Below are 23709 nucleotides of genomic sequence, written 5' to 3' on the forward strand. Positions count from 1 at the left end.
GCCCATGGCGGTCGGAAAACTGGCACAGACGAAACCCGATCCCTGCTCCTTCGTCATCTTTGGCGTCACCGGCGACCTCGCGCATCGGCTGGTGATCCCTGCCCTCTATAATCTGGCGGCGGCCGATCTGCTGCCGGAAAAATTCTGCGTCGTCGGCATTGCCCGCAAGGGCATGACGAGCGACGGCTTGCGCGACAGCCTGATGAAAGGGCTGCAGCAATTCGCCACGCGCCAGGTGGACGAGGAGATCGCGATGCGCCTGCTCGCATGCGTCACCTGCATCGAGGCCGATCCGAGAGAGCCCGCCTCGTTCGACGCCATGAGCGAGCAGCTCGACAAATTGGAAGCCGCGCGAAACACCCAAGGCAATCGCCTGTTCTATCTCGCGACGCCGCCGAGCGCCTTCCTGCCGATCAGCCGCGAACTCGGCCGCACCGGCATGCTGGTCGAGAACGGCACATGGCGGCGGCTGGTGGTCGAAAAGCCGTTCGGTACCGATCTGGCATCGGCAAGAGAGCTCAACAGCGAACTCCTGAAGCTGGTCGAAGAGCATCAGATCTACCGGATCGATCATTATCTCGGCAAGGAGACCGTCCAGAACATCCTGGTGCTGCGCTTTGCCAACGGCATGTTCGAGCCGATCTGGAACCGCAACCATATCGACCACATCCAGATCACGGTCGATGAAAAACTCGGCGTCGGCCATCGTGGCAGCTTCTATGATGCGACCGGCGCGTTGCGCGACATGGTGCCGAACCATCTGTTTCAACTGCTGTCGCTGGTCGCGATGGAGCCGCCATCGAAATTCGACGCGCATTCGGTGCGCTCGGAAAAGGCCGACGTGCTGGCCGCGATCCAGACCCAGAGCGAGCCGGAGGCGCTGCATAATTCGGTGCGCGGGCAATATCGCGCCGGGATGGTCGGCGACACCGAGATCGAGGACTATCGCAGGACCGCCGACGTCAAGCCTGCCAGCACCACGGAAACCTATGCCGCGCTGAAACTGACCATCGACAATTGGCGCTGGGCCGGCGTTCCCTTTTACCTGCGCACCGGCAAGGCGCTCGGCATCAAGCGCACCGAGATCGCCATCAAGTTCAAGCAGGCGCCGTTCGCGATGTTCCGCGACACGCCGGTGGACCGGCTCTCGCAGAATTACCTGATCATCTCGACCGAACCGACCGAAGGCATCGCGCTGCAGTTCAACACCAAGGTGCCGGGCCCGACCATCAATATCGACGGCGTCGAGATGAAGTTTCGCTACAAGGATTACTTCAAGGCCGAGCCATCGACCGGCTATGAGACCCTGATCTACGACTGTATGATCGGCGACAACATCCTGTTTCAGCGTGCCGACAGCGTCGAGGCCGGCTGGCGGGCGGTGCAGCCATTTCTCGATGCCTGGAAGAACGCCGGCGGCAAGGGGCTCAAGGTCTATGAGCCCGGCAGCGAGGGCCCGGAGGAAGCCAACGATTTGCTGGAGCGAGACGGCCGCAGCTGGCGCAAGCTCAGTTAGAGATGATGTCGAACGACAATCGCCATGTGACGTCAGTTGCCGATCCAGCCGCGATGGCCGAGGCCGCCGCCGAGCGCGTCATCGCGCGGATATCGGAAAACCCCGGCCGCGTCGCGATCTGCCTGACCGGTGGATCGAGCCCGAAACAGCTCTATCAATTGCTCGGCACTGACCCCTGGCGAAGCCGGATTCCGTGGCAGCGCGTGCACTGGTTCATCGGCGACGAACGTTTCGTGCCCGCGGATGATCCTCTCAACAACATGCGCGTGGCACGGAAAACCTTTCTGGACCGGTGCGCGCCGGCATCCAACATTCACCCGATCCCGACGAGTACAGCCGACCCCACCGATCCCGATCGCGGCGCGGCGCTTTACGAGGGCGAACTCAAAGCGTTCTATGGCGCAGACGACCTCGACCCTGGCCGGCCGCTGTTCGATCTCGTGCTGATGGGCGTCGGGCCCGACGGCCATACCGCGTCGCTGTTTCCCGGCGATCCCTTGCTCGACGAGGTCAGGCGTTGGGTGGTCGGCGTACACAAAGCCAATGTCGAACCGTTCGTCCCGCGCATCACGCTCACGCTGCCGACGCTGGCTTGCTGCCGCGAAATGCTGTTCGAGGTCGCAGGATCTGACAAACGCGCGATCTTGACGCGCGTGTTCGCAGGCGAGAACCTGCCGGCGACCCGCGCACGATCCAGCGGCGAGACGATCTGGCTGGTGGATCAGGCGGCATTGCCGGAGAATTTTCGTGCGTGATGCGACAAGCCCCTGCGCGCTGGTGGTGATGGGCGTCTCCGGCTCGGGCAAGAGCACAATCGCGGACCGGCTGGCCGCGCGGCTGGGCTGGCGCTACGAGGATGCGGACAAATTTCACCCGCCCGCCAATGTCGCGAAGATGAGCGCGGGCCAGCCGCTGACGGATGAAGACCGCTGGCCCTGGCTGCAGGCGATTGCCGACGAGATCGACCGCCTCTCGGCTTCCGGACAACGCGCTGTTGTCGCCTGTTCGGCGCTCAAGCGCAGCTATCGCGACATTCTCGTGCATGGACGCGATGATATCCGTATCGTCTTCCTGAACGGGACGCAGGACCTGATCGCGGACCGGTTAGCTGTCCGCAAGGGGCATTTCATGCCGCCGGGGCTGCTCGCCAGCCAGTTCAGGACGCTGGAGCCGCCGCAGCCAGGCGAACGTCCCATCACGGTGTCGATTGCCGCGCCGATTGAGACCATCGTCGACGACATCGTCCGTCAATTGAAAGTGCCCACATGAGCCGCATTGCACTTGTCGTTTCCGATGTCGATGGCACGCTGTTGACCAAGGACAAGATCCTCACCGACGACGCAAGGAACGCCGTGCGGGCGCTGCACGCCGCCGGCATCGGCTTCACCATCGTATCCAGCCGCCCGACCATCGGCATGGGCTTTCTGATCGAACCGCTTGCAATCACGCTGCCGGTCGGTGCCTTCAACGGCAGTTCGATCGTCAATGCGAAGTTGCAACCGATTGAACAGCATCTGATCGCGCCCGCGGTGGCACAGCGCAGCCTCGATGTGCTCAATGAATTCGCCGTCGATATCTGGCTGTTCAGCAACGAGCGCTGGTACACCCGCAATCCCGACGGCGAATACGTTCCGCACGAGAAGCGGGCGATCAAGGCCGATCCGACCATCATCGCGGATTTCACGCCGCATTTGCCAGAGGCCTGCAAGATCGTCGGCGCCAGTTCCGACGCGGCGCTGCTGGCGCGCTGCGAAGCGGCAATGCAGCGGGCGGTGGGCGCAGAGGCCACCGCGGTCAGGTCGCAGACCTATTACCTCGATGTCACCCCCGCGGGCCACGACAAGGGCACGTTCGTCGAGAATATCGCCAAGCGGCTCGGCATTGCGACCGACGCCGTCGCCACCATCGGCGACATGCAGAACGATCTGCCGATGTTTGCCAGGAGCGGCATGTCGTTCGCGATGGGCAACGCGGCCGATGACATCAAGCAGCGCGCGACGCATGTGACTGAAACGAACGAACGTGACGGCTTTGCCCGCGCGATGGAGACGATTCTGAAGGCCGGCTAGCCGACCGTTTCGTATCGTCGCTGTGAGAGTGCGAAATCAAGCACGTCTCAAGAATAAATCCATAAGTCGCCAAAGCTTTCGCTCGGCAAATCCGCTTTATTGCATTGGTCGCCCCGATTTTCGGGGTTGTCGATATCCCACACCATTTCCCGTCGGGTGTGAATCGGCAAGCGCGAGCCGGTATTCATCCAGAGGTACGCAGGCACCCAGCCCCGCCTGCAGCCGTGCGAGGGCTCGCCTGACGTTGATTTAGGGATAGCGCTACTTCGACCGCTGCATCGCCGGCTTCTCGGTCGTCTGCTTCGCCGCGCTGAGGTTATGGGCGGTATTGATCAGCGCGATATGCGTCAGCGCCTGCGGAAAATTACCGGTCTGGCGGCCAGCGCCGGTGTCGAACTCCTCGGCCAACAGGCCGACATCATTGGCAATCGCGACCACGCGCTCGAATAACGCCCGCGCCTTGTCGAGTTCTCCCGTCAGCACATAGGCATCGGCGAGCCAGAGGCTGCAGGCCAGGAATGCGCCTTCCGCCGGCTGCTGCTCGACTTCACGGGGATCATGCCGCAGCACGAATCCATCCCGCATCAGGTGTTTCTCGATTGCGACCAGTGTGCCACGCACGCGCGGGTCTGTTGGTTCAAGGAACCCGACCGAGGGGAGCAACAGGATACTGGCATCCAGCATTTTCGAACCGTAGGATTCGACGAACGCGTTCAGCTCGCGATCAAAACCCTTTTCGCAGACGTCGCGATGGATGGTGTCGCGCAGCGTCCGCCACTTTTCCAGCGGCGCCTTGAAGCCGAATTTTTCGGCGCTCTTGATGCCACGGTCGAAGGCGACCCAGCACATCACCTTGGACGAGACATAGTGCTTGCCGTCGCCGCGGCGCTCCCAGATGCCGTGATCCGGCTGATCCCATTGTTCGGCGAGATGCTCCAGCACCGTGCATTCCAGCGCCCAGCTTCCTTCATAGAGTTCGAGCTTGGCTATTCGCCACTGATGGAAGGCGTCGATCAGCTCGCCATAGACGTCGAGTTGCAGCTGCGCATGCGCGGCGTTGCCGACCCGGACCGGCTGCGCGCCCTCATAGCCCGGAAGCCAGCCGGCCTCCCATTCCAGGAGCCGCCGCTCCCCCATGATGCCGTACATGATCTGCATGTTGGCCGGCGATCCCGCCACCGCGCGCAACAGCCAATTGTGCCAGGCGAGGGCTTCCTCGGTATAGCCCGAGTTCATCAGCGCCAGCAGCGTAAAGGTGGCATCGCGCAGCCAGCAGAAGCGATAGTCCCAGTTGCGCGGCCCCCCGAGCTGTTCCGGCAGCGAGGTGGTGGGCGCCGCGACAATGCCGCCGGTCGGCGCATAGGTCAGCGCTTTGAGCGTGATCAGCGAGCGCATCACGAGATCGCGATGTTCGCCTTCGTAGCTGCAGCGAGCGCTCCATTCGCTCCAGAACGCTTCGGTTTCCTGCAAAGCGACCGCGGGATCGATCGGCGCCGGCACCGCCAGATGCGAGGGCCCGTAGGTAAGGACAAAGGGCACGGTATCGCCCTCGCCCACCTCAAACTCCGCCACCGTGGTCAGGTCCTCGCCGCGGGTGGCGACCGGCGTTCGCAGCACGGTCATGTCAGGCCCGCAAATCGCGAGCAGTCCCGAGCCGTCTTCGGTTTTCCTGACCCAGGGAATGTCGGCGCCAAAACCAAAGCGGATCACCAACTGCATCCGCAACTTGACCCGGCCGCTGACCCCGCGCACCAGCCGCACCACGTCGGACGCGTTGCCGCGCGGCGGCATGAAATCGATCAGCTCGACCACGCCGTTGGCGGTTTCAAACCGCGTCTCCAGGATCAGCGTGTTGCCCCGGTAGCGGCGTGACGTGTTGGTGATCTCTTCTGCGGGCGCGATCAGCCAGCGGCCATGCTTATGTGTGCCGAGCAGCGCGGCGAAGCAGGCGTCGGAATCGAACGCCGGCCAGCACAGCCAGTCGATCGAGCCGTCACGACCGACCAGCGCCGCCGTCTCACAATCGCCGATCAATCCGTAGTCTTCTATCCTGCACGACAAGGCTTGCCACCACCTGGATCGGGCCTATCCGCGCGACCGCTCGCGTGTCGCGGCCTTCAGCGCGGCAACGTCGATCGTGGACGCGATCTGCTCGAGCGGCACCGGCAGCCGGCGACGCCAGTTCGGGTGTTCGTCGACCGTGCCGGGAATATTGGGCTGGTCCACCAGACCCAAAAAGTCCTCCAGCGCGATCGCGAGCAGCCGTGATGGCGTGCGCGCGAGGAAATTTGCCACCGAATAAAGGTCGTTCCTGTCGATGCCGTTGTGGCGCAGCACATCGTCGAGCATTGCCAGCGCATGCCATCGCGCATCGTCGCTCTCGCCGGGATCGATGCCGAGCGCACGCTTGGTCTTGAGGTCGCCGAACGAGCGCCAGCCGGCATAGGTCGAAAGATCGTGGGTGTTGAAGGTGACGAGCGCGTTGGCGAGGTAGTGATCGAGGCTTTTGAACGGACCGTGGTCCTCGCGCTCGAACATCATCACCAGATAGGACCAGATGCCCCACCCGGCAATCTGGTCGCGAAAACCTTCCGGCACGGTGCCGAGGTCTTCGCCGATCACGACGCAGCGCTGCGCGATGCTTTCCTGCGCGGTTGCGGCCAATAACGCCTCGAACGGCATCGGCACATAGACGCCGTCGGCGGCGCTGAAGCCTTGCGGCACCAGATAAAGCCGCTTCAAGCCCAATACGTGGTCGAGCCGGATCGCGCCGGCGTGCCGCATCGAGGCGCGCAGCATTTCGCGATAGGGCGCGAACGATTTCAGCTCCAGCCCGGTCGCGTTGAAGCCGGCAAGGCCCCAGCTCTGGCCGGCGGTGTTGAGCGGATCGGGCGGCGCGCCGACGCCGAGATGCCGCGAGATCGCGACCTGTTCGTTCCATGCATCGAAACCGTCGGCCTGCACGCCGACGGCGACGTCGAGATAGAGCCCGACTCTCATGCCGAGCTCAAGCGCGCGGTCTTTCGCAGCCGCCAATTGCCGGTCGGCCGTCCATTGCACGAATTCGACAAACGCGATTTCGGCCGCGTCCGGGCCCTTGCGCAGTTCAGCGCATTTGGCGTCGTCCGGTTGCCGCCATTCGTCCGGCCATTCCCACCACGGCTTTTTGAATTTGTGCCGGAGCGTCTCGAAGCAGGCGAAGTGCGACAACAATGACCCGCGCTCGGCCCGAAATTTTTCAAATTCCTGCCTGCGCCGTTGTGTCGCATCGGCTTCGAAGGCGGCGAATGCCGATCGCAGTGCGCGCCATTTCAATCCGGCGACAGCAACATAGTCGATCATTTCGCCTTCTCTGACCCGCGCCAGCGCATCCCTTGTCTCGGCGCCGATGCGGAATTCCGGGATGTTCTCGACATCGACATAGAGCGCGTTGAGAAACAGCCGGCTGTTCGGCGAATACGGACTGCAATCGCCGGGACGATCGTCGAACAGGGCATGCAGCGGATTGAGGCCGACGCCATCGGCGCCCAGATGGTTCGCGAGTTCGATCAGCCCCTTGAGATCGGTGAAATCGCCGATCCCCCAGTTGCGCGCCGAGCGGACCCCGTAAAGCTGGACCGCGAGCAGCCAGCAGCGGTCGAAATCGCCGCCAAAAGCCCTTGGCGGCGCCGATAGCAGCGGCACGTCTTCGGTGGTGGATTCGGCATCGGTCAGTTGCAGCCGATGGACGCCCAGCGGCAGATCGAGCGGCCAGGCAATGACGCGATCGACGGCCTCGCCCTCCGCGATAACCTTGTGATCGGCCACGATTTTCCATCGAACCGGAAGCCTTGCGGCGGCCGAAATCTCGGTCCGCGCAGGCAGCCCCGACCGCACCACGACCGGCCCGCCGATGAACGGGCCCGGGGTCTGCGGCGGCAAGGCATCGAGGATAATCTTGAGGGCGGCCGCGTCCGTCACACGGCGGTGACCCTGACCGTCCACGAATTCGGTCTGGATTCCCTGGCTGGCAGCTTGAGCGAAAAGGTCCATTCGGCACGCGGTTTGCACGCAAACGTCTCAGAGGCGTCGCGAAATTGTCCAAATACAGGAAGGGGATAGACGGTGTCTAACGCTCAGCCCCTCAATCGGTTCCCAAGGGAACCAAAGTCGGCCGAGCGGCATTCTACATATCTCCGGAACGTCTCCTTTCTCGCAAGTGAATGGGGGCGTCGTTTCCATGGCTATGGCATCACCGTGAACAAAAAAGTCCAAACCGGCGAAAGCACCAAGGCCGGCGTCTCCTTCCGATTCGATGCTGCCGATCCGCTGCATGACGGCGGCAGCTTTGCGATCGATGCAAGCGAGGTGCCAGCCGTCGAGTCCAGCGACGATGAGCTTTGGTACAAGGATGCCATCATCTATCAGCTCCACGTCAAGGCCTTTGCCGACAGCAACAATGACGGCATCGGCGATTTCGCAGGACTGACGGAGAAGCTGGGATACCTGCAGGACCTCGGCGTCACCACATTGTGGCTGTTGCCGTTCTACCCCTCACCCGGGCGTGATGACGGCTACGACATCGCCGACTATGGCGACATCAATCCCGATTTCGGGACGATGAAGGATTTCCGGCGCTTCATCCAGGAAGCCAAGCGGCGCGGCCTGCGCGTCATCACTGAGCTCGTCGTCAATCACACCTCCGACCAGCACGACTGGTTCAAGCGCGCCCGGCGCAGCGGCCCGGATTCGAGCGCCCGCAACTGGTATGTCTGGAGCGATACCGACCAGAAATACCAGGGCACGCGGATCATCTTCACCGATACCGAGAAGTCGAACTGGACCTGGGACCCGGAAGCCGGCCAGTTCTACTGGCATCGCTTCTTCGCGCACCAGCCGGATCTCAATTTCGACAATCCGCGCGTGGTCAGCGCGCTGGTAAAGGTGATGAAGCGCTGGCTCGATACCGGCGTCGACGGTTTCCGTCTCGATGCGATTCCCTATCTGTGCGAGCGCGACGGCACGAACAACGAGAACCTGCCCGAGACCCACGCCATCATCAAGCGGCTGCGCATCGAGCTCGACGCCTATGCCAAGGGCAAGGTGTTGCTGGCGGAGGCCAACCAATGGCCCGAGGACGTGCAGGAATATTTCGGCCGCAGCGATGAATGCCACATGGCCTATCACTTCCCGCTGATGCCGCGGATCTACATGGCGATCGCGCAAGAAGACCGCTTTCCGATCACCGACATCCTGCGGCAGACGCCCGACATTCCGAGCAATTGCCAATGGGCGCTGTTCCTGCGCAACCATGACGAACTGACGCTGGAAATGGTCACCGACGTCGAGCGCGATTATTTGTGGTCGACCTACGCCAACGACCCCCGCGCCCGCATCAATGTCGGCATCCGCCGGCGCCTCGCGCCGCTGATGGACAACGACCGGCGCAAGATCGAGCTGATGAATTCGCTGCTGCTGTCGTTCCCGGGCACGCCGATCATCTATTACGGCGACGAAATCGGCATGGGCGACAACATCTATCTCGGCGACCGCAACGGCGTGCGCACGCCGATGCAATGGAGCCCGGACCGCAATGGCGGGTTCTCGCGCGCCGATCCGGCGCGGCTTTACGCGCCCACCATCATGGATCCCGTCTACGGCTATGAATCCGTCAACGTCGAGGCGCAGTCGCGCAGCCTGTCGTCGCTGCTTTCAGCCACCAAACGGCTGATCGCGGTCCGCAAATCGACGCTGGCTTTCGGCCGCGGTACCATGACGTTCATCCGCCCGGAAAATCGCTCGGTGCTTTGCTATGTGCGCCAGTACGAGGACGAGGCCATTCTCTGCGTCGCCAATTTGTCGCGCTCCGCACAGGCCACCGAACTCGATCTCTCGGCGTGGAAGGACCGGATTCCCCTGGAGATGCTCGGCCGCACGCGTTTCCCCGCGATCGGCGAACTGCCCTACATGATCACGCTGGCGCCGTACGGCTTCTACTGGTTCGAGCTACAGGAGCGCGACAAGTCCGAGCCGGTGGTGCAGCGGGCGGTGCCCGAATTCGAAACGCTGGTGGTGCCGCTGGGCGCGACCTGGGTATCGCTGGCGCGCACCCGCGGCGTGTTCGAGCGCGACGTGCTGCCCGGGCATCTGGCGCGGACGCGCTGGTACCCGGAGCGATCGGCCAAGGCAATCCAGCCGACGCTGATTTCGGCGATCCCGTTCTGCGATATCGGCGACAACCGGCCGTGGCTCGCTTTCTTCAAGTCGACGCAACGCGGCGTCACCACGCGCTACGTGCTGCCGTTGCAGATCGAATGGGTGCGGTTCGACCGCGAGCGCTACAACCCGCGCGCCTTGGCGGCCGTGCGTCAGGGCGCCCGCGAAGGAACGCTGCTCGACGTCGCCAACGATCAGATTTTCATCGCGATCCTGCTGCGAAACCTCAAGGAATCGCTGATCGTCGACGAAAGCGAGCAGGGTTTGAAGCTGGAATTCCGGCCGACCAGCCGTTTCTCCGACAAGGCGATCAAGCAGCCCGAACACATCCGCACGATCGAGACCGAGCGGGCCGACAGTACTGCGCAGGTGGATGACGATTATGTCGTCAAGATTTACCGCACGCTGCAGGCCGGCATCAGTCCCGAGATCGAGATGGGCCGCTTCCTGACCGAGATCGCCGGCTTCGCCAACACGCCGGCGCTGCTCGGCAGCGTTGAACTGATCGATGGCGACGAACGAAACGCTATCGGCGTCCTGCATGCTTTCGTCGCCAATCAGGGCGACGCCTGGGCCGTGACCGCGGCCTATCTCGACCGCTTCGTCGACGAGCAGCGCCTGCTGGCGGCAAGCGAGCGTGTCAGGGAAAGCGAGGATCAGGTCTCTTTTCTGCGCTACATGTCGCAGGCCGGCCGGCGCGTCGCCGAGATGCATGTCGCACTGGCCAGCAATAATGAGCTTCCCGACTTCGTGCCGGAGCCTATCAAGCACGAAGATGTCCAGCGCTGGTACGGCGACACCCTGGCCCGCGTCGAGCGCGTCTTCGACACGCTGAAGCAGCGACGCGATACGCTGAAAGAAGCGGATCGTCCGCTGGTCGATCAGCTACTGGCCCAGCAATCCGGCCTACCCGATCGGCTGAAGGCGCTGCTGTCGCAGGAAAACGCCGGGCTCAATATCCGCCATCACGGCGACTTCCATCTTGGCCGGCTGCTGATCGTCAAGGACGACATCTTCATCGTTGATTTCGACGGCGACCCGCGGCGCTCCATCGCCGAGCGTCGGCGCAAGGCGCCCGCGGCGCGCGACGTCGCCAGCATGGTCCGTTCGATCGATTATTCGACGACTGCAGCCCTTGAGCGGGCGCTCAAGGTAGCCCACGATGAAAACGGCAGGCTCGGGGCTGCGCTCGCCGAGTGGCGCAATCGGGCGACCGCCGCGTTCCTGGCCGCCTATCGCGAAGCCATGGTTAACAAGCGCCTTTGGCCAGCCGACCCTGAAGCCGCCGAGTCGATGCTCAACTTCTTCCTGCTGGAGAAGGCATGCTACGAGATCGAATATGAACTATCCTACCGGCCGGATTGGCTACGAACGGCCTTGACCGGAATGCTCCGTATTTTGCCGCAACAGTCGCTTGAGGCCTTATGACCAAGCTACCCGCCGAGGCCTATGCGATCATCCAGGGCAATCACACCGACCCCTTCCATTATCTCGGTCTCCATACCGAGGGCGGCCGCAAGATCGTGCGTGCGTTCCTGCCCGAAGCCTCCAATGTCGAGGCAATCGGTGAACATGGTGAACGGGCGCCGCTGGTACGGATCCATGACGCCGGGCTGTTTGCCGGTGCGCTGCCGAACGGCTCCACGCGCTATCAATTGCGCGCCCGGTTCGGCGACAAACTGGTCGAACTCGACGACCCCTACCGCTTTCCGCCCGTCCTGAGCGACTTCGACCTTTATCTGCTCGGCGAAGGCACCCATCAGCGTATCTACGACAAGCTCGGCGCCCATCCGATGACGCTGGAAGGCGTCGAGGGCGTGGCCTTCGTCGTGCTGGCGCCGAACGCCCGCGGCGTCAGCGTGGTCGGCGATTTCAATTACTGGAATCCGCGCCGGCACCCGATGCGGGTGCGCGGCGTCGGCTATTGGGAGCTGTTCATTCCCCACGCCAGCGTCGGCGACCACTACAAGTTCGACATCATCGAACCCAACGGACAACATTTGCCGCTGAAGTCCGATCCGGTCGCCTTTGCCGCCGAAGTGCGTCCCAGGACTGCCTCGATCGTTTTCGACCAGGCCAATCTGCCGCGTCCGCGCCCGGCACCGACGGGAATGAATGCGTTGAACGCGCCGATGTCGATTTACGAGGTTCATCTCGGCTCATGGCGGCGCAAGGGCAGCAACGAGTGGCTGACCTACCGCGAACTCGGCGAGCAGCTTCCGGCCTATGTCAGGGATCTCGGATTTACCCATGTCGAACTTCTTCCCATCAGCGAACATCCGTTCGACGGCTCGTGGGGCTATCAACCGACCGGCATGTTCGCACCGACCAGCCGGTTCGGCACGCCCGAGGATTTTGCCGCGATGGTCGATGCCTTCCATCGTGAGGGCATTGCCGTGCTGCTCGACTGGGTGCCCGGACACTTCCCCGACGATCCCCATGGCCTCGGCCATTTCGACGGCACCGCATTGTACGAACACGCCAACCCCTTGCAGGGCCGCCATCTCGACTGGGGCACGCTGATCTACAATTACGGCCGCACCGAAGTGGTGAACTTCCTGGTGTCGAACGCACTGTTCTGGCTGGAACGCTACGCCATCGACGGGCTGCGCGTCGATGCGGTCGCCTCGATGCTCTATCTCGACTACTCGAGGCCTGCCGGCGAATGGGTTCCGAACCAGCATGGCGGGCGGGAAAATCTCGAAGCCATCGGCTTCCTGCGCCGCTTCAACACCGAAGTGTTCGGGCGCTTCCCGGACGCCACCACCGCGGCGGAGGAATCCACCGCATGGCCGCAAGTGTCCCGCCCGGTCGAATATGGCGGGCTCGGCTTCGGCTACAAGTGGAACATGGGTTGGATGCACGACACGCTGAAATACATCGGCAAGGATCCGATCCACCGCAAATTCCATCACGGCGATATCCTGTTCGGCCTGCAATATGCGTTCTCGGAGAACTTCATCCTGCCGCTGTCGCATGACGAAGTCGTGCACGGCAAACGCTCGATCCTGGGACGGATGCCCGGCGACGACTGGCAGCGTTTTGCGAATTTGCGCGCCTATTACAGCTTCATGTTCGGCCATCCCGGCAAGAAGCTGATGTTCATGGGCTGCGAATTCGGCCAGGAGCGCGAGTGGGATCACGATCACTCGCTGGATTGGCACCTGCTACAACAACCAAGGCATGCCGGCATCCACAGCCTGGTCCGCGACCTCAACCACCTCTATCGCACGGTGCCGGCGCTGCATGAGCTGGATTGCAGTCAGCCGGGCTTCGAATGGGTGATCACCCATGATTCCGGCGGCAACGTCTTTGCATGGGTCCGCAAGGGCCTTGATGCGCGCGCGCGCTGCCTCGTGGTCGTGAACTTTTCGCCCAACGTCTACTACGATTACCGGGTACGTGTGCCGTTTGCCGGCAAATGGAAAGAAGTGTTCAATTCGGACTCCGCGCATTATGGCGGCAGCAATGTCGGCAATATCGGCGAGGTCCGGACGCTGGAGGGCAACATCCCCGAACTCAACCTGACCATTCCGCCGCTGGCCGCGATCTTTCTCGTACCGGAAAGCTGACGCATGCGCCTGACCGCGGGAACGCCCTCACGCCTCGGCGCAAGCTGGGACGGAAGAGGCACCAATTTTGCGCTGTTCTCGGCCAACGCAGAGAAGGTCGAACTCTGCCTGTTCGACGGCCAGGGCCGCCGCGAACTCGAGCGCATCGAATTGCCCGAGCGTACCGAAGATGTCTGGCACGGCTATCTCAACGACGTCTCGCCCGGGCAGCTCTACGGCTATCGGGTCCACGGGCCCTACCATCCCGAACACGGGCACCGCTTCAACGCCAACAAGCTGCTGCTCGATCCCTATGCAAGGCGGCTGGCCGGCCGGCTGGTCTGGAGCGACGCGCATTTCGGCTATCGGGCCGGCAGTTCGCGCGAGGACCTCTCCTTCGACCGGCGTGACAACGCCCGCGGCATGCCCAAGGCGGTCGTCGTCGACGAGACCTTCAATTGGGGCCGCCGCGAGATGCGCCCCAACATTTCCTGGGAAGACACCATCATCTACGAGGCCCACGTCAAGGGCCTGACGCAGAAGCGCGACGACGTCCCGCCGGGCCTGCGCGGTACCTATAGCGGGCTCGCCTCGCCTGCGATGATCGATCATCTCAAGCGCCTTGGCGTCACCACCATCGAATTGCTGCCGGTCCACGGGCTGATCGACGACCGCGTGCTGGTCGAAAAGAAGCTGGCGAATTACTGGGGCTACAACACATTGGCGTTCTTCGCGCCCGAAGGGCGCTACGCGCAGGACAATCCGCTCGATGCGTTCCGCACCACGGTGGCGCGGTTGCACGATGCCGGCATCGAGGTGATGCTCGACGTCGTCTACAATCACACCGCCGAAGGCAATCATCTCGGCCCGACGCTATCGTTTCGCGGCATCGACAATGCGTCCTATTACTGGCTCAAGCCGGACAATCGGCGCTTCTATGACGACTTCACCGGCTGCGGCAGTTCGGTCAATCTGACCCATCCGCGCGTGCTGCAAATGGTGATGGATTCGCTGCGCTACTGGGTCGAGGTCTGCCACGTCGACGGCTTCCGCTTCGATCTCGCCACCACGCTGGCGCGCGGGCCGAACGGTTACGACCGCAACGCCGCCTTCCTCACCGCCGTGCGGCAGGATCCGGTGCTGGCAACCGTCAAAATGGTCGCCGAACCCTGGGATCTCGGTTTGGGCGGCTATCAGGTCGGCGCGTTCCCGTCACAATGGTCGGAATGGAACGACCGATACCGCAGCGCGATGCGGCGCTACTGGAGCGGCGAAGGCAGCCTGATCGGCGAAATATCGAGCCGCATGACCGCCTCCTCAGACCTGTTTCACCATGACAATCGCGCCCCGCGCGCCGGCATCAATCACATCACCGTTCATGACGGCTTCACGCTGGCGGATCTGTTCAGCTACAACGAGAAGCACAACGAGGCCAACGGCGAAGACAACCGCGACGGCTCCAGCCACAACGACAGCAACAATTGCGGGCATGAAGGCCCGACCGACGACGTTGCGATCATCGCGTTGCGCCGCCAGCTCCGCAAGAACCAGCTGGCGTGCCTGATGCTAGCGCAGGGCACGCCGCTGATGCTGGCCGGCGATGAGGTCGGCAACTCGCAAAGCGGCAACAACAACGCCTATTGCCAGGACAACGAGATCGGCTGGGTTGGTTGGGAAAACCTCGGCAAGGAAGGCGAGGACCTCACCGATTTCATCGGCCATCTAACCGCCCTGCGCCGGCGGTTCGGCCAGATCCGCTGCCAGCGCTGGCTCGACGGCCGTCGCGCCGACGGCTCCTACGGCGTGCTGTGGCTGACGCCGGCGGCCGAGGAAATGAAGGAATCCGATTGGAAGTTTCCGGAAGGACGATTCCTCGCCTATGTGCTCGGACCGATGGAACAAGGACAGGCGCCGATCTTTATCGTTCTGAACGCCGCCCCCGAAGAGATCGCATTCAGATTGCCCAAGATGAGCAAATACAAGAGCTGGCAGCGGGTGCTGAATACCACCGAAATCGCACAAGCGACGGCCGACTTCGCCGCGGGCGCCGACCTGAAGGCACCGCCGCGCTCGGTGCTCGCCTTTGCGGGCTCAGCATGAATGACCGACAATTTGGCCCCAAGCTGACGAAAGACGGCACGCGCTTTCGCCTGTGGGCGCCGGCGGCCAAGCGCGTCGATCTGCTGCTGCAACAACCCCATGCGATGCAGCGCGGCGACGATGGGTGGTTTTCCACCAATATCTCCGGCGCGAAATCGGGCGCCCGCTACAAATTCCGCATCGACGACGAGATCGATGTCCCCGACCCCGCCGCCGATTTTCAGCCCGAAGACGTCTTCGGTCCGAGCGAGGTGATCGACCACGCCGCCTTCTCCTGGCGCGCGACGGAGTGGCGCGGGCGGTTCTGGCAGGAAGCCGTCATCATCGAGGCTCATGTCGGAACCTTCACGCAGGACGGCAGCTACCGCGCCATGATCGGCAGGCTCGATCATCTCGTGCAGACCGGCATCACCGCGCTGGAATTGCTGCCGCTGGCGGACTTCGCCGGCAGCCGCAACTGGGGGTATGACGGCGTGCTGTGGTACGCGCCCGACAGCGCCTATGGCCGGCCTGAGGATCTCAAGGCGCTGATCGACGAGGCGCATCTGCGCGGCCTGATGGTGTTTCTCGACGTGGTCTATAACCATTTCGGTCCCGAGGGAAATTATCTCGGCCGTTACGCGCCGGGGTTTTTTACGGAAGCCCACACCCCGTGGGGCAGCGCGATCGATTACCGCGTGCCGCAAGTGCGCGCTTTTGCGATCGAGAATGCGCTGCATTGGCTGAGCGACTACCGCTTCGATGGATTACGGCTGGATGCGGTGAACAGCATCGTTGAGCCCGGTGGGCTCTCGCTGCTACACGATCTCAGCGCGGCGGTGGGCCAGCTCGCCGCGGCAACCGGGCGGCACATTCATCTCGTGCTGGAAAACGGCGACAACCGCGCCAGCATCCTGGACGCTGCGCAGGACCCGCCGCGCGGCAAATATCGCGCGCAGTGGAACGATGATTATCATCACGCCTGGCGCGTGCTGATGACCCGCGAGAAGCAGGGATATTATTGCGACTATCAGCGCTCGCCGCTGGGCGACATCGCCAGATCGCTATCCTCAGGGTTTGTCTACCAGGGCGAAATGTCGGAATTTCGCGGCGGCAGGCGCGGCGAACCGAGCGGAAAGCTCGCGCCGACGGCCTTCATCAATTTCCTGCAGAACCACGACCAGGTCGGCAACCGCGCCTTTGGCGACCGGCTCGAAGCGGTGGCGGATCCTAGAGCGATCGAAGCGGCCCTCGCCGTCATGCTGTTGGCCCCAGCGATCCCGATGCTGTTCATGGGGGAGGAATGGGGCTCGAAAACTCCCTTCCCATTCTTCTGTGACTTCAAGGGCGGACTGGCGGACGCGGTCCGCAAGGGCCGCCGCAGCGAATACGCCTGGGCCTATGCCGAGTATGACGACGAGGTCCCCGACGCGTTGGCGCCGTCCACCTTCCAATCGGCTGTCCTCGACTGGAATGAACGTGCCGCGCCGGCGGCGCAACGACGGCAGTCGATGGTGCAGCAGATGCTGGCGATCCGCAGGCGGGAGATTGTGCCGCGCCTCGCAGGCGCGGCGTTCGGCGATGCAAAGGCCGCCAGCAATGGCCTGATGACGGCCAGCTGGCGCATGGGCGATGGCGCCACGCTTCGCCTGCTCGCCAACCTGTCGGACCTCGAGATCGCCAATACTGCGGGTGAATTCAAGGGAACCCTGATCTGGGGCAGCGAGTTGGGAGAGCGCGTCCCGCCATGGTCGGTGCACTGGCGCATCGGATAGGAAAATGCCCCCGGCGATCCCGATCGCGACCTACCGCCTGCAGCTTTCGGCGGATTTCGATTTCGACGCGGCCGCTTCCGTCGTCCCCTATCTTGCGGCCCTCGGGATCACGCATCTCTACGCTTCGCCCTTCATGACGGCGCGCAAGGGCAGCACGCATGGTTACGACATCACCGATCACACAAGGTTCAATCCCGAACTCGGCGGTGAAGCCGGCTTCGAGCGGTTGAGCGCGGCGCTGCGGAAATACGATCTCGGACTGATCCTCGACTTCGTACCCAACCATGTCGGGGTGCACTTTGCGGACAATCCGTGGTGGATCGACGTGCTGGAATGGGGCCAGGCCTCGCCGCACGCGGCATCCTTCGACATCGACTGGGAGCTGCTGCCGTATCGCGCGCGTGGCGGCGTGCTGCTTCCGATCATCGGTTCATCCTATGGTCAGGCGCTGGAAGGCGGCGAGATCGAACTGCGTTATGATGCGAGCGAAGGCAGCTTCTCGGCATGGTATTTCGAGCACCGGCTGCCGATCGCACCCGAGCGCTACAGCGAAATCCTGCGAACCGTCATCAGAGAAGCAGGCGCCGAAGATCGTCCAGCCGGCAAGGACATCCTCGCCCTCGCCGCGCGCTACCACGGGCTGCGCCGCCCCAACCGGAAGGAAGCCCCGACGTTCAAGGCGGGGCTACGGGCGATCGCTGGAAGCACTGAGGCCATCGCGCACGGGATCGACGCCTATCGCCCCGGACCGGATCGTCCCGCCCAGACGCTGGCGCTACATCACCTTCTCGAACGCCAGCACTACAAGCTCGGGCACTGGCGGCTTGCCTCCAGCGACATCAACTATCGCCGCTTCTTCGACGTCAATTCGCTCGCGGGATTGCGCGTCGAGGACGCCGGCACCTTTGAGGCCATCCATCAACTCGTGAGACGTCTGGTCGCGGAAGGAAAGCTGCAGGGCCTGCGGCTCGACCACATCGACGGCCTGCGCGATCCCGTCCAATACTTTCAACGCCTGCGCCGGCTGATCCGCGGCGCACAGGGTGCCAAGCCATTCTATCTGGTGATCGAGAAGATTCTCGGCGAAGACGAGAGGTTGCCTTCCTTCACCGGGGTTCACGGCACCACCGGCTACGAGTGGATGAACACGATCACGCAAGCGCTGGTCGACGGCAATGGCCTCGAACCGCTCAGCGAAATCTTCCGCCAGATCAGCAGCCAGTCGCCGAAACTCGAGCCGATCCTGAAGGAGGCCAAGCGCCGGGTGCTCGAAACCCTGCTGACCAGCGAATTCACGGTGCTGACGCGCCTCCTGGCGCGCATCGCCAGCGGACACTACTCGACACGTGACTATTCCGCCGACAGCCTGCGGCAGGCGCTGGAACTCTATGTGTTGCATTTCCCGGTCTACCGAACCTATCTGACATCGTCGGGTCCGAACGCCCATGACCGCGCGCTGATCTCGCAAACCATCGCGAAGGCACGCGCCGACTGGTTCGCCGCCGATGACGGCATTTTCGAATTCCTGCGCGACACCCTGACCATGGACCTGCTCAAGCCTGGCCGGCCGCCACACAGCGCACCGCGCGTACGGCGGTTTGCGCTGAAGGTGCAGCAATTCACCGGGCCGATGATGGCGAAATCGCTCGAGGACACCACGTTCTATCGCTACCACCGCCTGCTTGCACTCAACGAGGTCGGCGGCGACCCATCTGCCGGGGCGCTCGCTGTCGATGATTTTCATCAGCTCATGCAGACGCGCGCCCGGGAATGGCCGCATGGCATGACCGCGACCGCAACCCATGACACCAAGCGGGGCGAGGACGCCCGCGCCCGGATCATGGCGTTGTCCGAGATCCACGGCGAGTGGACCAGCGCCGTGGCGCGGTGGAAGGTTCTCAACGCGCCTCATCTGGTCATCGACGGCGAGATGCGCGCGCCGTCGGCGACGTTCGAATACATGCTCTATCAGGCCCTGCTGGGCGCTTGGCAGCCGGACGACGAGGCGTTCCTGGAGCGGATGCAGGCCTATGCGCTGAAGGCGGCGCGCGAGGGCAAGGAGGAGACCAGCTGGCTCAATCCGCACGACGCCTATGAGGCGGGACTGAAGACCTTCATCGAGCGCATTCTGGACCGCTCCATTTCCGCCGAGTTTCTGGACGCGCTTGATGCGCTGGCGCGGCGCGTATCGCTATTGGGCGCCCTGAACTCACTGAGCCAGATCACGCTCAAGGCAACGATGCCGGGCGTACCCGATTTCTATCAGGGGACCGAGCTTTGGGATTTCTCGCTGGTCGATCCCGACAACCGGCGGCCGGTCGACTTTGCCAAACGTGCCGACCTGCTCGCTTCACTGCAGACACCGGACTGGGACCAGTTGGTGCAGGATTGGCCGAGCGGCAAGTTGAAACTGGCCTGGACGCGGCATCTCCTCAAATTGCGCACCGAGCTCGCCGATGTCTTCACGAACGGCGATTATCAGCCACTGGATATCAGCGGACCTCATCGCGACCACTTTATCGCCTTTGCCCGCCGTCGTGGCCGCGAGGCCGCAATCGTCGTCGTCACGAAATCGTTCGCCGCGTTCTCCGAGACTGGCCGGGCGTGGCCCCGTGCGGAAAGCTATGATGCCACCCTCGATGTCGGCGGCTATTCGGCGGAAGGATTTGCCGACGCCGATGCCTCGCAATTGCGGATTTCCGACCTGTTGGGGCACCTGCCCGTGGCCGTGCTGAAAGCCAGATATTACGGCGCGGTGCAGCGTGCGCCAAAGCGCAGGCGCCTGATGCCAACGCCCTAGTTCTTCTTGGTCAGCAACAGATTGCCGCGGCTCCGGATCGCGGCCTGCGCCACTTCGGCAAAACGCTGCAGCAGCCATGGCAACACGACCTCTACCTTCACATGATCGTCGGCGACATCGACATGCCCGGCAGCGGCCTGCCCGAGCGCGCGGACGCGAAAGATCATGCGGTTGTCTTCCCATCGCTCCTCATCGACGCTCAGCACCGGCACGCTCGACGCCGCGCGCGATAAACCTGTTTTGAGGCGGCGCATCGCTTCCTCGCGGCCGAGGCTGTGCGGAATCGAAACGACGAGCGGTGCGGACATCGGAAAATCCTCAGGTCTGATCTTGTCGATGTAATTCCGTTCCGCGCGAAAGGAAGAGGCAAGCCCGATATATGCACTGCAATAGACGGAACTTTCACAGGCGCCGTTTGTTTTCCGGTTGAGGGCTACGTACAGGCGCCCAATGCCGGGCTGAGGAGAACTACATGTCACTCGGAACAATCATCCTGATCATTCTTATCATCGCCCTTCTCGGCGGCTTTAGCGGCATCGGCGGCGGACCGTTCTACGGCACCGGCTATTACGGCGGCGGCGGCCTCGGCCTGGTGATCGTGATACTGCTGATATTGTTGCTGCTCGGGAAGCTGTGAGCTCTGAGTAAAGAGATTTTCCGTCATGGCCGGGCTTGTCCCGGCCATCCACGTCCTTTGGCGCGATCGAGTAAAGACGTGGATGCCCGGCACAAGGCCGGGCATGACGACTTGGCTGTGTTCGCGGCCCTCCATCACTGCCCCGCCAGCTTCTTCATCGCCCCCTTGATCGACGCCGCCGCCTCATCATAGCCCTGCCATGCCTTGGTTTTGGCCAGCAACGCCGGCACCGTGCGCACGGTGTATTTCTTTGGATCGAGATCGCCGCGCACCTGCGCCCAGGTCAGCGGCATTGACACCGTGGCGCCTTCGCGCGCGCGGGGCGACAGCACGGCGACCGCGGTCGCCATCCGGTCATTGCGCAGATAGTCGAGGAAGATCTTTCCCTGGCGCTGCTTCTTCGACATATTGAGCAGATAGCGCTCGGGATCGTCGTTCGCCATCCACTGGCAAACGCCCTGCGCGAACGCCTTGGCCTCTTTCCACGTCACCTTGTCCTTAGGCCCGTGAAGTAACGGCGTCACCACGTGCAGTCCCTTGCCGCCGGTGGTCTTGCAGAAGCTCTCGAGGCCCACGGCGGCCAGCCGATGCCGCATCTCCTTGGCAGCCTCGATCACGTCGGCAAACCCGACATTGGGTGCGGGATCGAGATCGAACACCAGCCGGCCCGGCACATCGGGCGCGTCAGGCGCGCAATTCCAGGGATGCAGCTCCAGCCCGCCGCTCTGTGCGACGGCGGCCAGGCCCTCGATGCGATCGATCTGCAAATATGGCTTGCGATCTCCCGACACGTTGACGAGTTCGAGCAGCTCCGACTTGCCCGGCATGCCATGGCGCTGAAAGAACGTTTCTCCCTTGATGCCATCGGGCGCGCGAACCACCGAGCACGGCCGCCCCTTGAGATAACCGATCATCCATTCACCGACCGCCTCGAAGTAACGCGCAAGATCGAGCTTGGTTACGCCCTTGCCGTCCCCACCGTCGGGCCACAGCGCCTTGTCGGGTTTTGAGATAACGACGCCCATCACCTCAGCGGATTTGCTGGCCGACGACTTGCCGGACCTGATCAAAGGTTTTGTCACCTTGGTCATGACAGGCCTCTCCGCTTCAACCTCATTCGCCGGCTTGTCCTGCCGCAGCCCCTTGAACGCCGCCTGCCTGATGTTGCCGCCATCGGTCCACCCCGCGAACTCGATCTCGGCGACCAGCTCCGGCTTCAGCCAATGCACGTCGCGGGTCTTCTTCGGCGCGTCCTTGCCGCTGAATGGGTTCTCGTCGGAAGCGGCCGCCTTCAGCGCCGGCATGATGCGCCGGACCGTATCCGCGCCAAAGCCGGTGCCGACGAGGCCGACAAAGGCGAGATGACCGTCGCGATAGACGCCCGCCATCAGCGAGCGGAATTTGCCGTTGGTGGTCTTCCAGCCGCCCAGCACCACCTCGTGGCCAGCTCGCGTCTTGGATTTGGTCCAGCTTTCGGACCGCCCGGATCGATACGGCGCATCCAGCTTCTTGGAGATGATCCCTTCGAGCGCCAGTTTGTTGGCGGCTTCCAGGATGGAAGCGCCGTTTTCCTCGAAATGCTCGACATACTGAATCAGGCGACCCTTGCCCTTTCGGGCTTCGAGCAGCTTCCTCAAACGCGCCTTGCGCTCGCCGAGCGGCAGGCCGCGTAGATCCTCACCGCCGGCGAACAGCAGATCGAATGCGAAGAAGATCAGCGCGCCGGTTTTGCCGTCGGAGATCGCGGCCTGCAGCGTCGAGAAATGCGGCACGCCATGGTGATCGAGCGCGGCGATTTCGCCGTCGATCAGCACATCCGACAGCGATGTCGCCTCCTTGGCAATGGCGCCGAACTTTTCGGTCCAGTCCAGTGCTTTACGGGTTTTCAGGACGGCGTCGCCATCCTCGACCCGCAATTGCATGCGGTAGCCGTCGAATTTGATCTCGTGGCACCAGCCGTCCGAATTGGGTGGGCTTTCGGCCGAGGCGCAAAGTTGCGGCGCGACGAAATCCGGCATCGCATCGACTTTCTTAGCCTTGGCCGCCTTAGTCTTGGCCGCGGCGCGCGCCTTCGTTGGAGGGGCGGACCGCGCGATCGATGTCCTGATAGGTGTTTTTCCCTGCGCCCGCGCTTCCGCCGCCTCGCCGCGGTTGGAATTCCACACCGCATCGGCTTTGGTCTTGCCGCCCTTCGCCAGCATGAACGGCTTTGGCGCCCTTCCCTTGCCTGTCGCGATCTGATCCATCGAGCGGCCCGACGCGACCGATCTGTCATCGTCGAGGATGTCGTTGGCGTCGCCTTCCCTCACGAATTCGTCGCGGTGCTTGATCAGCAGCCAGTTGGTGCGCTTGCCGCCATAGCGGTCGCCCTTCATGCGCACCAGCACCCAGCTGCCATGCAGCTTCTCGCCGTGCAGGTTGAATTTCAGGTCGCCCTTCTTGAAGCCGCGATCGGGATCATCGGATTCCCAATAGCCGCGATCCCAGAGTTGCACGGTGCCGCCGCCATACTGGTCATCGGGAATGGTGCCTTCGAAATCGCCGTAATCGAGCGGATGGTCCTCGACCTCGACCGCGAGCCGCTTGTCGCGCGGATCGAGCGAAGGACCGCGCGTCACGGCCCACGATTTGAAGACGCCGTCGAACTCCAGGCGGAGATCGTAATGCAGCCGGGTCGCGTCATGCTTCTGGATCACGAACCGCCGCTGCTTCGACGGCGCCACCTTGACGTCGCCGGAGGGCTCGCTGGTCTTTTCGAAATCGCGTTTTTTCCGGTAGGTGGTCAGGTTTCGTAGGGACACGGTCAAGCCTCACATCCGGCGCCCTGCGAGGCGACGCGTTATCCAAAACCCATGGTAACCGTTGAAGTTCCGAAACCAAAGCCCGCCAGATGCGGCCTGAGCTCCATCAACGCGTCGTCCCGGCCTTGAGCCGGGACCCATAGCCACCGGCGGCAATTGTTTAGCACCGTAGTCGTTATCTTTCTTTTTCAACAATAGGGGCCGCGGAGTATGGGTCGTAAGTCTTGGTGCCTCGATTAAGATGAGGCGATCGAGGCGGGCGTTGCGGGGTTTATGGGAGGTCGTT

Annotated in this window: 14 protein-coding genes; 10 read left to right on the forward strand and 4 right to left on the reverse strand. The window is 63.0% G+C overall.

What is annotated here, in order from left to right; genetic code table 11:
* Positions 1-4 precede the first annotated feature (4 nt).
* The 4 genes from zwf to JQ575_RS14885 are packed head-to-tail and all read left to right on the forward strand — an operon-like array spanning position 5 to position 3585.
* Positions 5-1516, forward strand: a complete 1512-nt coding sequence (zwf, locus tag JQ575_RS14870) for a glucose-6-phosphate dehydrogenase (RefSeq protein ID WP_212033979.1) — start codon at positions 5-7, stop codon at positions 1514-1516.
* A gap of 2 nt (positions 1517-1518) precedes the next feature.
* Positions 1519-2271, forward strand: coding sequence for a 6-phosphogluconolactonase (gene pgl, locus JQ575_RS14875; RefSeq protein ID WP_212033981.1), 753 nt, complete (start codon positions 1519-1521; stop codon positions 2269-2271).
* 28 nt (positions 2272-2299) lie between these two features.
* The gene (locus tag JQ575_RS14880) at positions 2300-2785 is read left to right on the forward strand and encodes a gluconokinase (protein WP_212034007.1); all 486 of its coding nucleotides are present in this window, start codon (positions 2300-2302) and stop codon (positions 2783-2785) included.
* Entirely contained in the window at positions 2782-3585 is an 804-nt protein-coding gene (locus tag JQ575_RS14885) for a Cof-type HAD-IIB family hydrolase (RefSeq protein WP_212033983.1), read from the forward strand. The genes JQ575_RS14880 and JQ575_RS14885 overlap by 4 nt, the downstream gene beginning before the upstream one ends.
* 261 nt (positions 3586-3846) lie before the next feature.
* Here the strand turns inward: JQ575_RS14885 and JQ575_RS14890 are convergent, their stop codons facing one another.
* A complete protein-coding gene (locus tag JQ575_RS14890) occupies positions 3847-5646 on the reverse strand; it encodes a glycoside hydrolase family 15 protein (RefSeq protein WP_212033985.1) in 1800 nt (599 codons plus the stop codon).
* Positions 5647-5670: 24 nt separating this feature from the next.
* Entirely contained in the window at positions 5671-7617 is a 1947-nt protein-coding gene (gene malQ, locus JQ575_RS14895) for a 4-alpha-glucanotransferase (RefSeq protein ID WP_212033986.1), read from the reverse strand.
* 300 nt (positions 7618-7917) lie between these two features.
* On the opposite strand from malQ, the gene treS reads away from it, so the two are divergent.
* The 5 genes from treS to treY are packed head-to-tail and all read left to right on the forward strand — an operon-like array spanning position 7918 to position 19985.
* Entirely contained in the window at positions 7918-11208 is a 3291-nt protein-coding gene (treS, locus tag JQ575_RS14900) for a maltose alpha-D-glucosyltransferase (RefSeq protein ID WP_212034008.1), read from the forward strand.
* Positions 11205-13352, forward strand: coding sequence for a 1,4-alpha-glucan branching protein GlgB (gene glgB, locus JQ575_RS14905; RefSeq protein WP_212033988.1), 2148 nt, complete (start codon positions 11205-11207; stop codon positions 13350-13352). Before treS ends, glgB begins: the two co-directional genes overlap by 4 nt.
* Positions 13353-13355: 3 nt before the next feature.
* Positions 13356-15431 (forward strand): glycogen debranching protein GlgX, encoded by a 2076-nt coding sequence (glgX, locus tag JQ575_RS14910; protein WP_212033990.1) that lies wholly within the window; start codon positions 13356-13358, stop codon positions 15429-15431.
* Positions 15428-17185: a malto-oligosyltrehalose trehalohydrolase gene (treZ, locus tag JQ575_RS14915; protein ID WP_212033992.1), complete on the forward strand. Its 1758-nt coding sequence runs from the start codon at positions 15428-15430 to the stop codon at positions 17183-17185. Before glgX ends, treZ begins: the two co-directional genes overlap by 4 nt.
* Before the next feature lie 4 nt (positions 17186-17189).
* Entirely contained in the window at positions 17190-19985 is a 2796-nt protein-coding gene (gene treY, locus JQ575_RS14920; RefSeq protein ID WP_212033994.1) for a malto-oligosyltrehalose synthase, read from the forward strand.
* Here treY and JQ575_RS14925 read toward each other — a convergent pair.
* Positions 19982-20293 carry a polyhydroxyalkanoic acid system family protein gene (locus tag JQ575_RS14925; protein ID WP_212033995.1) on the reverse strand — a complete coding sequence of 104 codons (312 nt, stop codon included), beginning with the start codon at positions 20291-20293 and terminating at the stop codon, positions 19982-19984. The genes treY and JQ575_RS14925 overlap by 4 nt on opposite strands.
* A 164-nt stretch (positions 20294-20457) precedes the next feature.
* On the opposite strand from JQ575_RS14925, the gene JQ575_RS14930 reads away from it, so the two are divergent.
* Entirely contained in the window at positions 20458-20622 is a 165-nt protein-coding gene (locus JQ575_RS14930; RefSeq protein WP_192740124.1) for a DUF3309 family protein, read from the forward strand.
* Positions 20623-20756: 134 nt separating this feature from the next.
* Here JQ575_RS14930 and ligD read toward each other — a convergent pair whose 3' ends face one another.
* A complete protein-coding gene (gene ligD, locus JQ575_RS14935) occupies positions 20757-23423 on the reverse strand; it encodes a DNA ligase D (protein WP_212033997.1) in 2667 nt (888 codons plus the stop codon).
* Positions 23424-23709: the final 286 nt, after the last annotated feature.

Source organism: Bradyrhizobium sp. JYMT SZCCT0428, assembly GCF_018131075.1.
In the GTDB taxonomy this organism is placed as follows: Bacteria; Pseudomonadota; Alphaproteobacteria; order Rhizobiales; family Xanthobacteraceae; genus Bradyrhizobium.

What these genes read in the sequence shown, in the direction of transcription:
- JQ575_RS14925 (WP_212033995.1), bottom strand. Translation starts at nt 20,293, where the DNA reads ATGTCCGCACCGCTCGTCGTTTCGATTCCGCACAGCCTCGGCCGCGAG.
- malQ (WP_212033986.1), bottom strand. Translation starts at nt 7,617, where the DNA reads ATGGACCTTTTCGCTCAAGCTGCCAGCCAGGGAATCCAGACCGAATTC.
- JQ575_RS14880 (WP_212034007.1), top strand. Translation starts at nt 2,300, where the DNA reads ATGGGCGTCTCCGGCTCGGGCAAGAGCACAATCGCGGACCGGCTGGCC.
- pgl (WP_212033981.1), top strand. Translation starts at nt 1,519, where the DNA reads ATGATGTCGAACGACAATCGCCATGTGACGTCAGTTGCCGATCCAGCC.
- treZ (WP_212033992.1), top strand. Translation starts at nt 15,428, where the DNA reads ATGAATGACCGACAATTTGGCCCCAAGCTGACGAAAGACGGCACGCGC.
- treY (WP_212033994.1), top strand. Translation starts at nt 17,190, where the DNA reads ATGCCCCCGGCGATCCCGATCGCGACCTACCGCCTGCAGCTTTCGGCG.
- glgX (WP_212033990.1), top strand. Translation starts at nt 13,356, where the DNA reads ATGCGCCTGACCGCGGGAACGCCCTCACGCCTCGGCGCAAGCTGGGAC.
- glgB (WP_212033988.1), top strand. Translation starts at nt 11,205, where the DNA reads ATGACCAAGCTACCCGCCGAGGCCTATGCGATCATCCAGGGCAATCAC.
- JQ575_RS14885 (WP_212033983.1), top strand. Translation starts at nt 2,782, where the DNA reads ATGAGCCGCATTGCACTTGTCGTTTCCGATGTCGATGGCACGCTGTTG.
- JQ575_RS14930 (WP_192740124.1), top strand. Translation starts at nt 20,458, where the DNA reads ATGTCACTCGGAACAATCATCCTGATCATTCTTATCATCGCCCTTCTC.
- zwf (WP_212033979.1), top strand. Translation starts at nt 5, where the DNA reads ATGGCGGTCGGAAAACTGGCACAGACGAAACCCGATCCCTGCTCCTTC.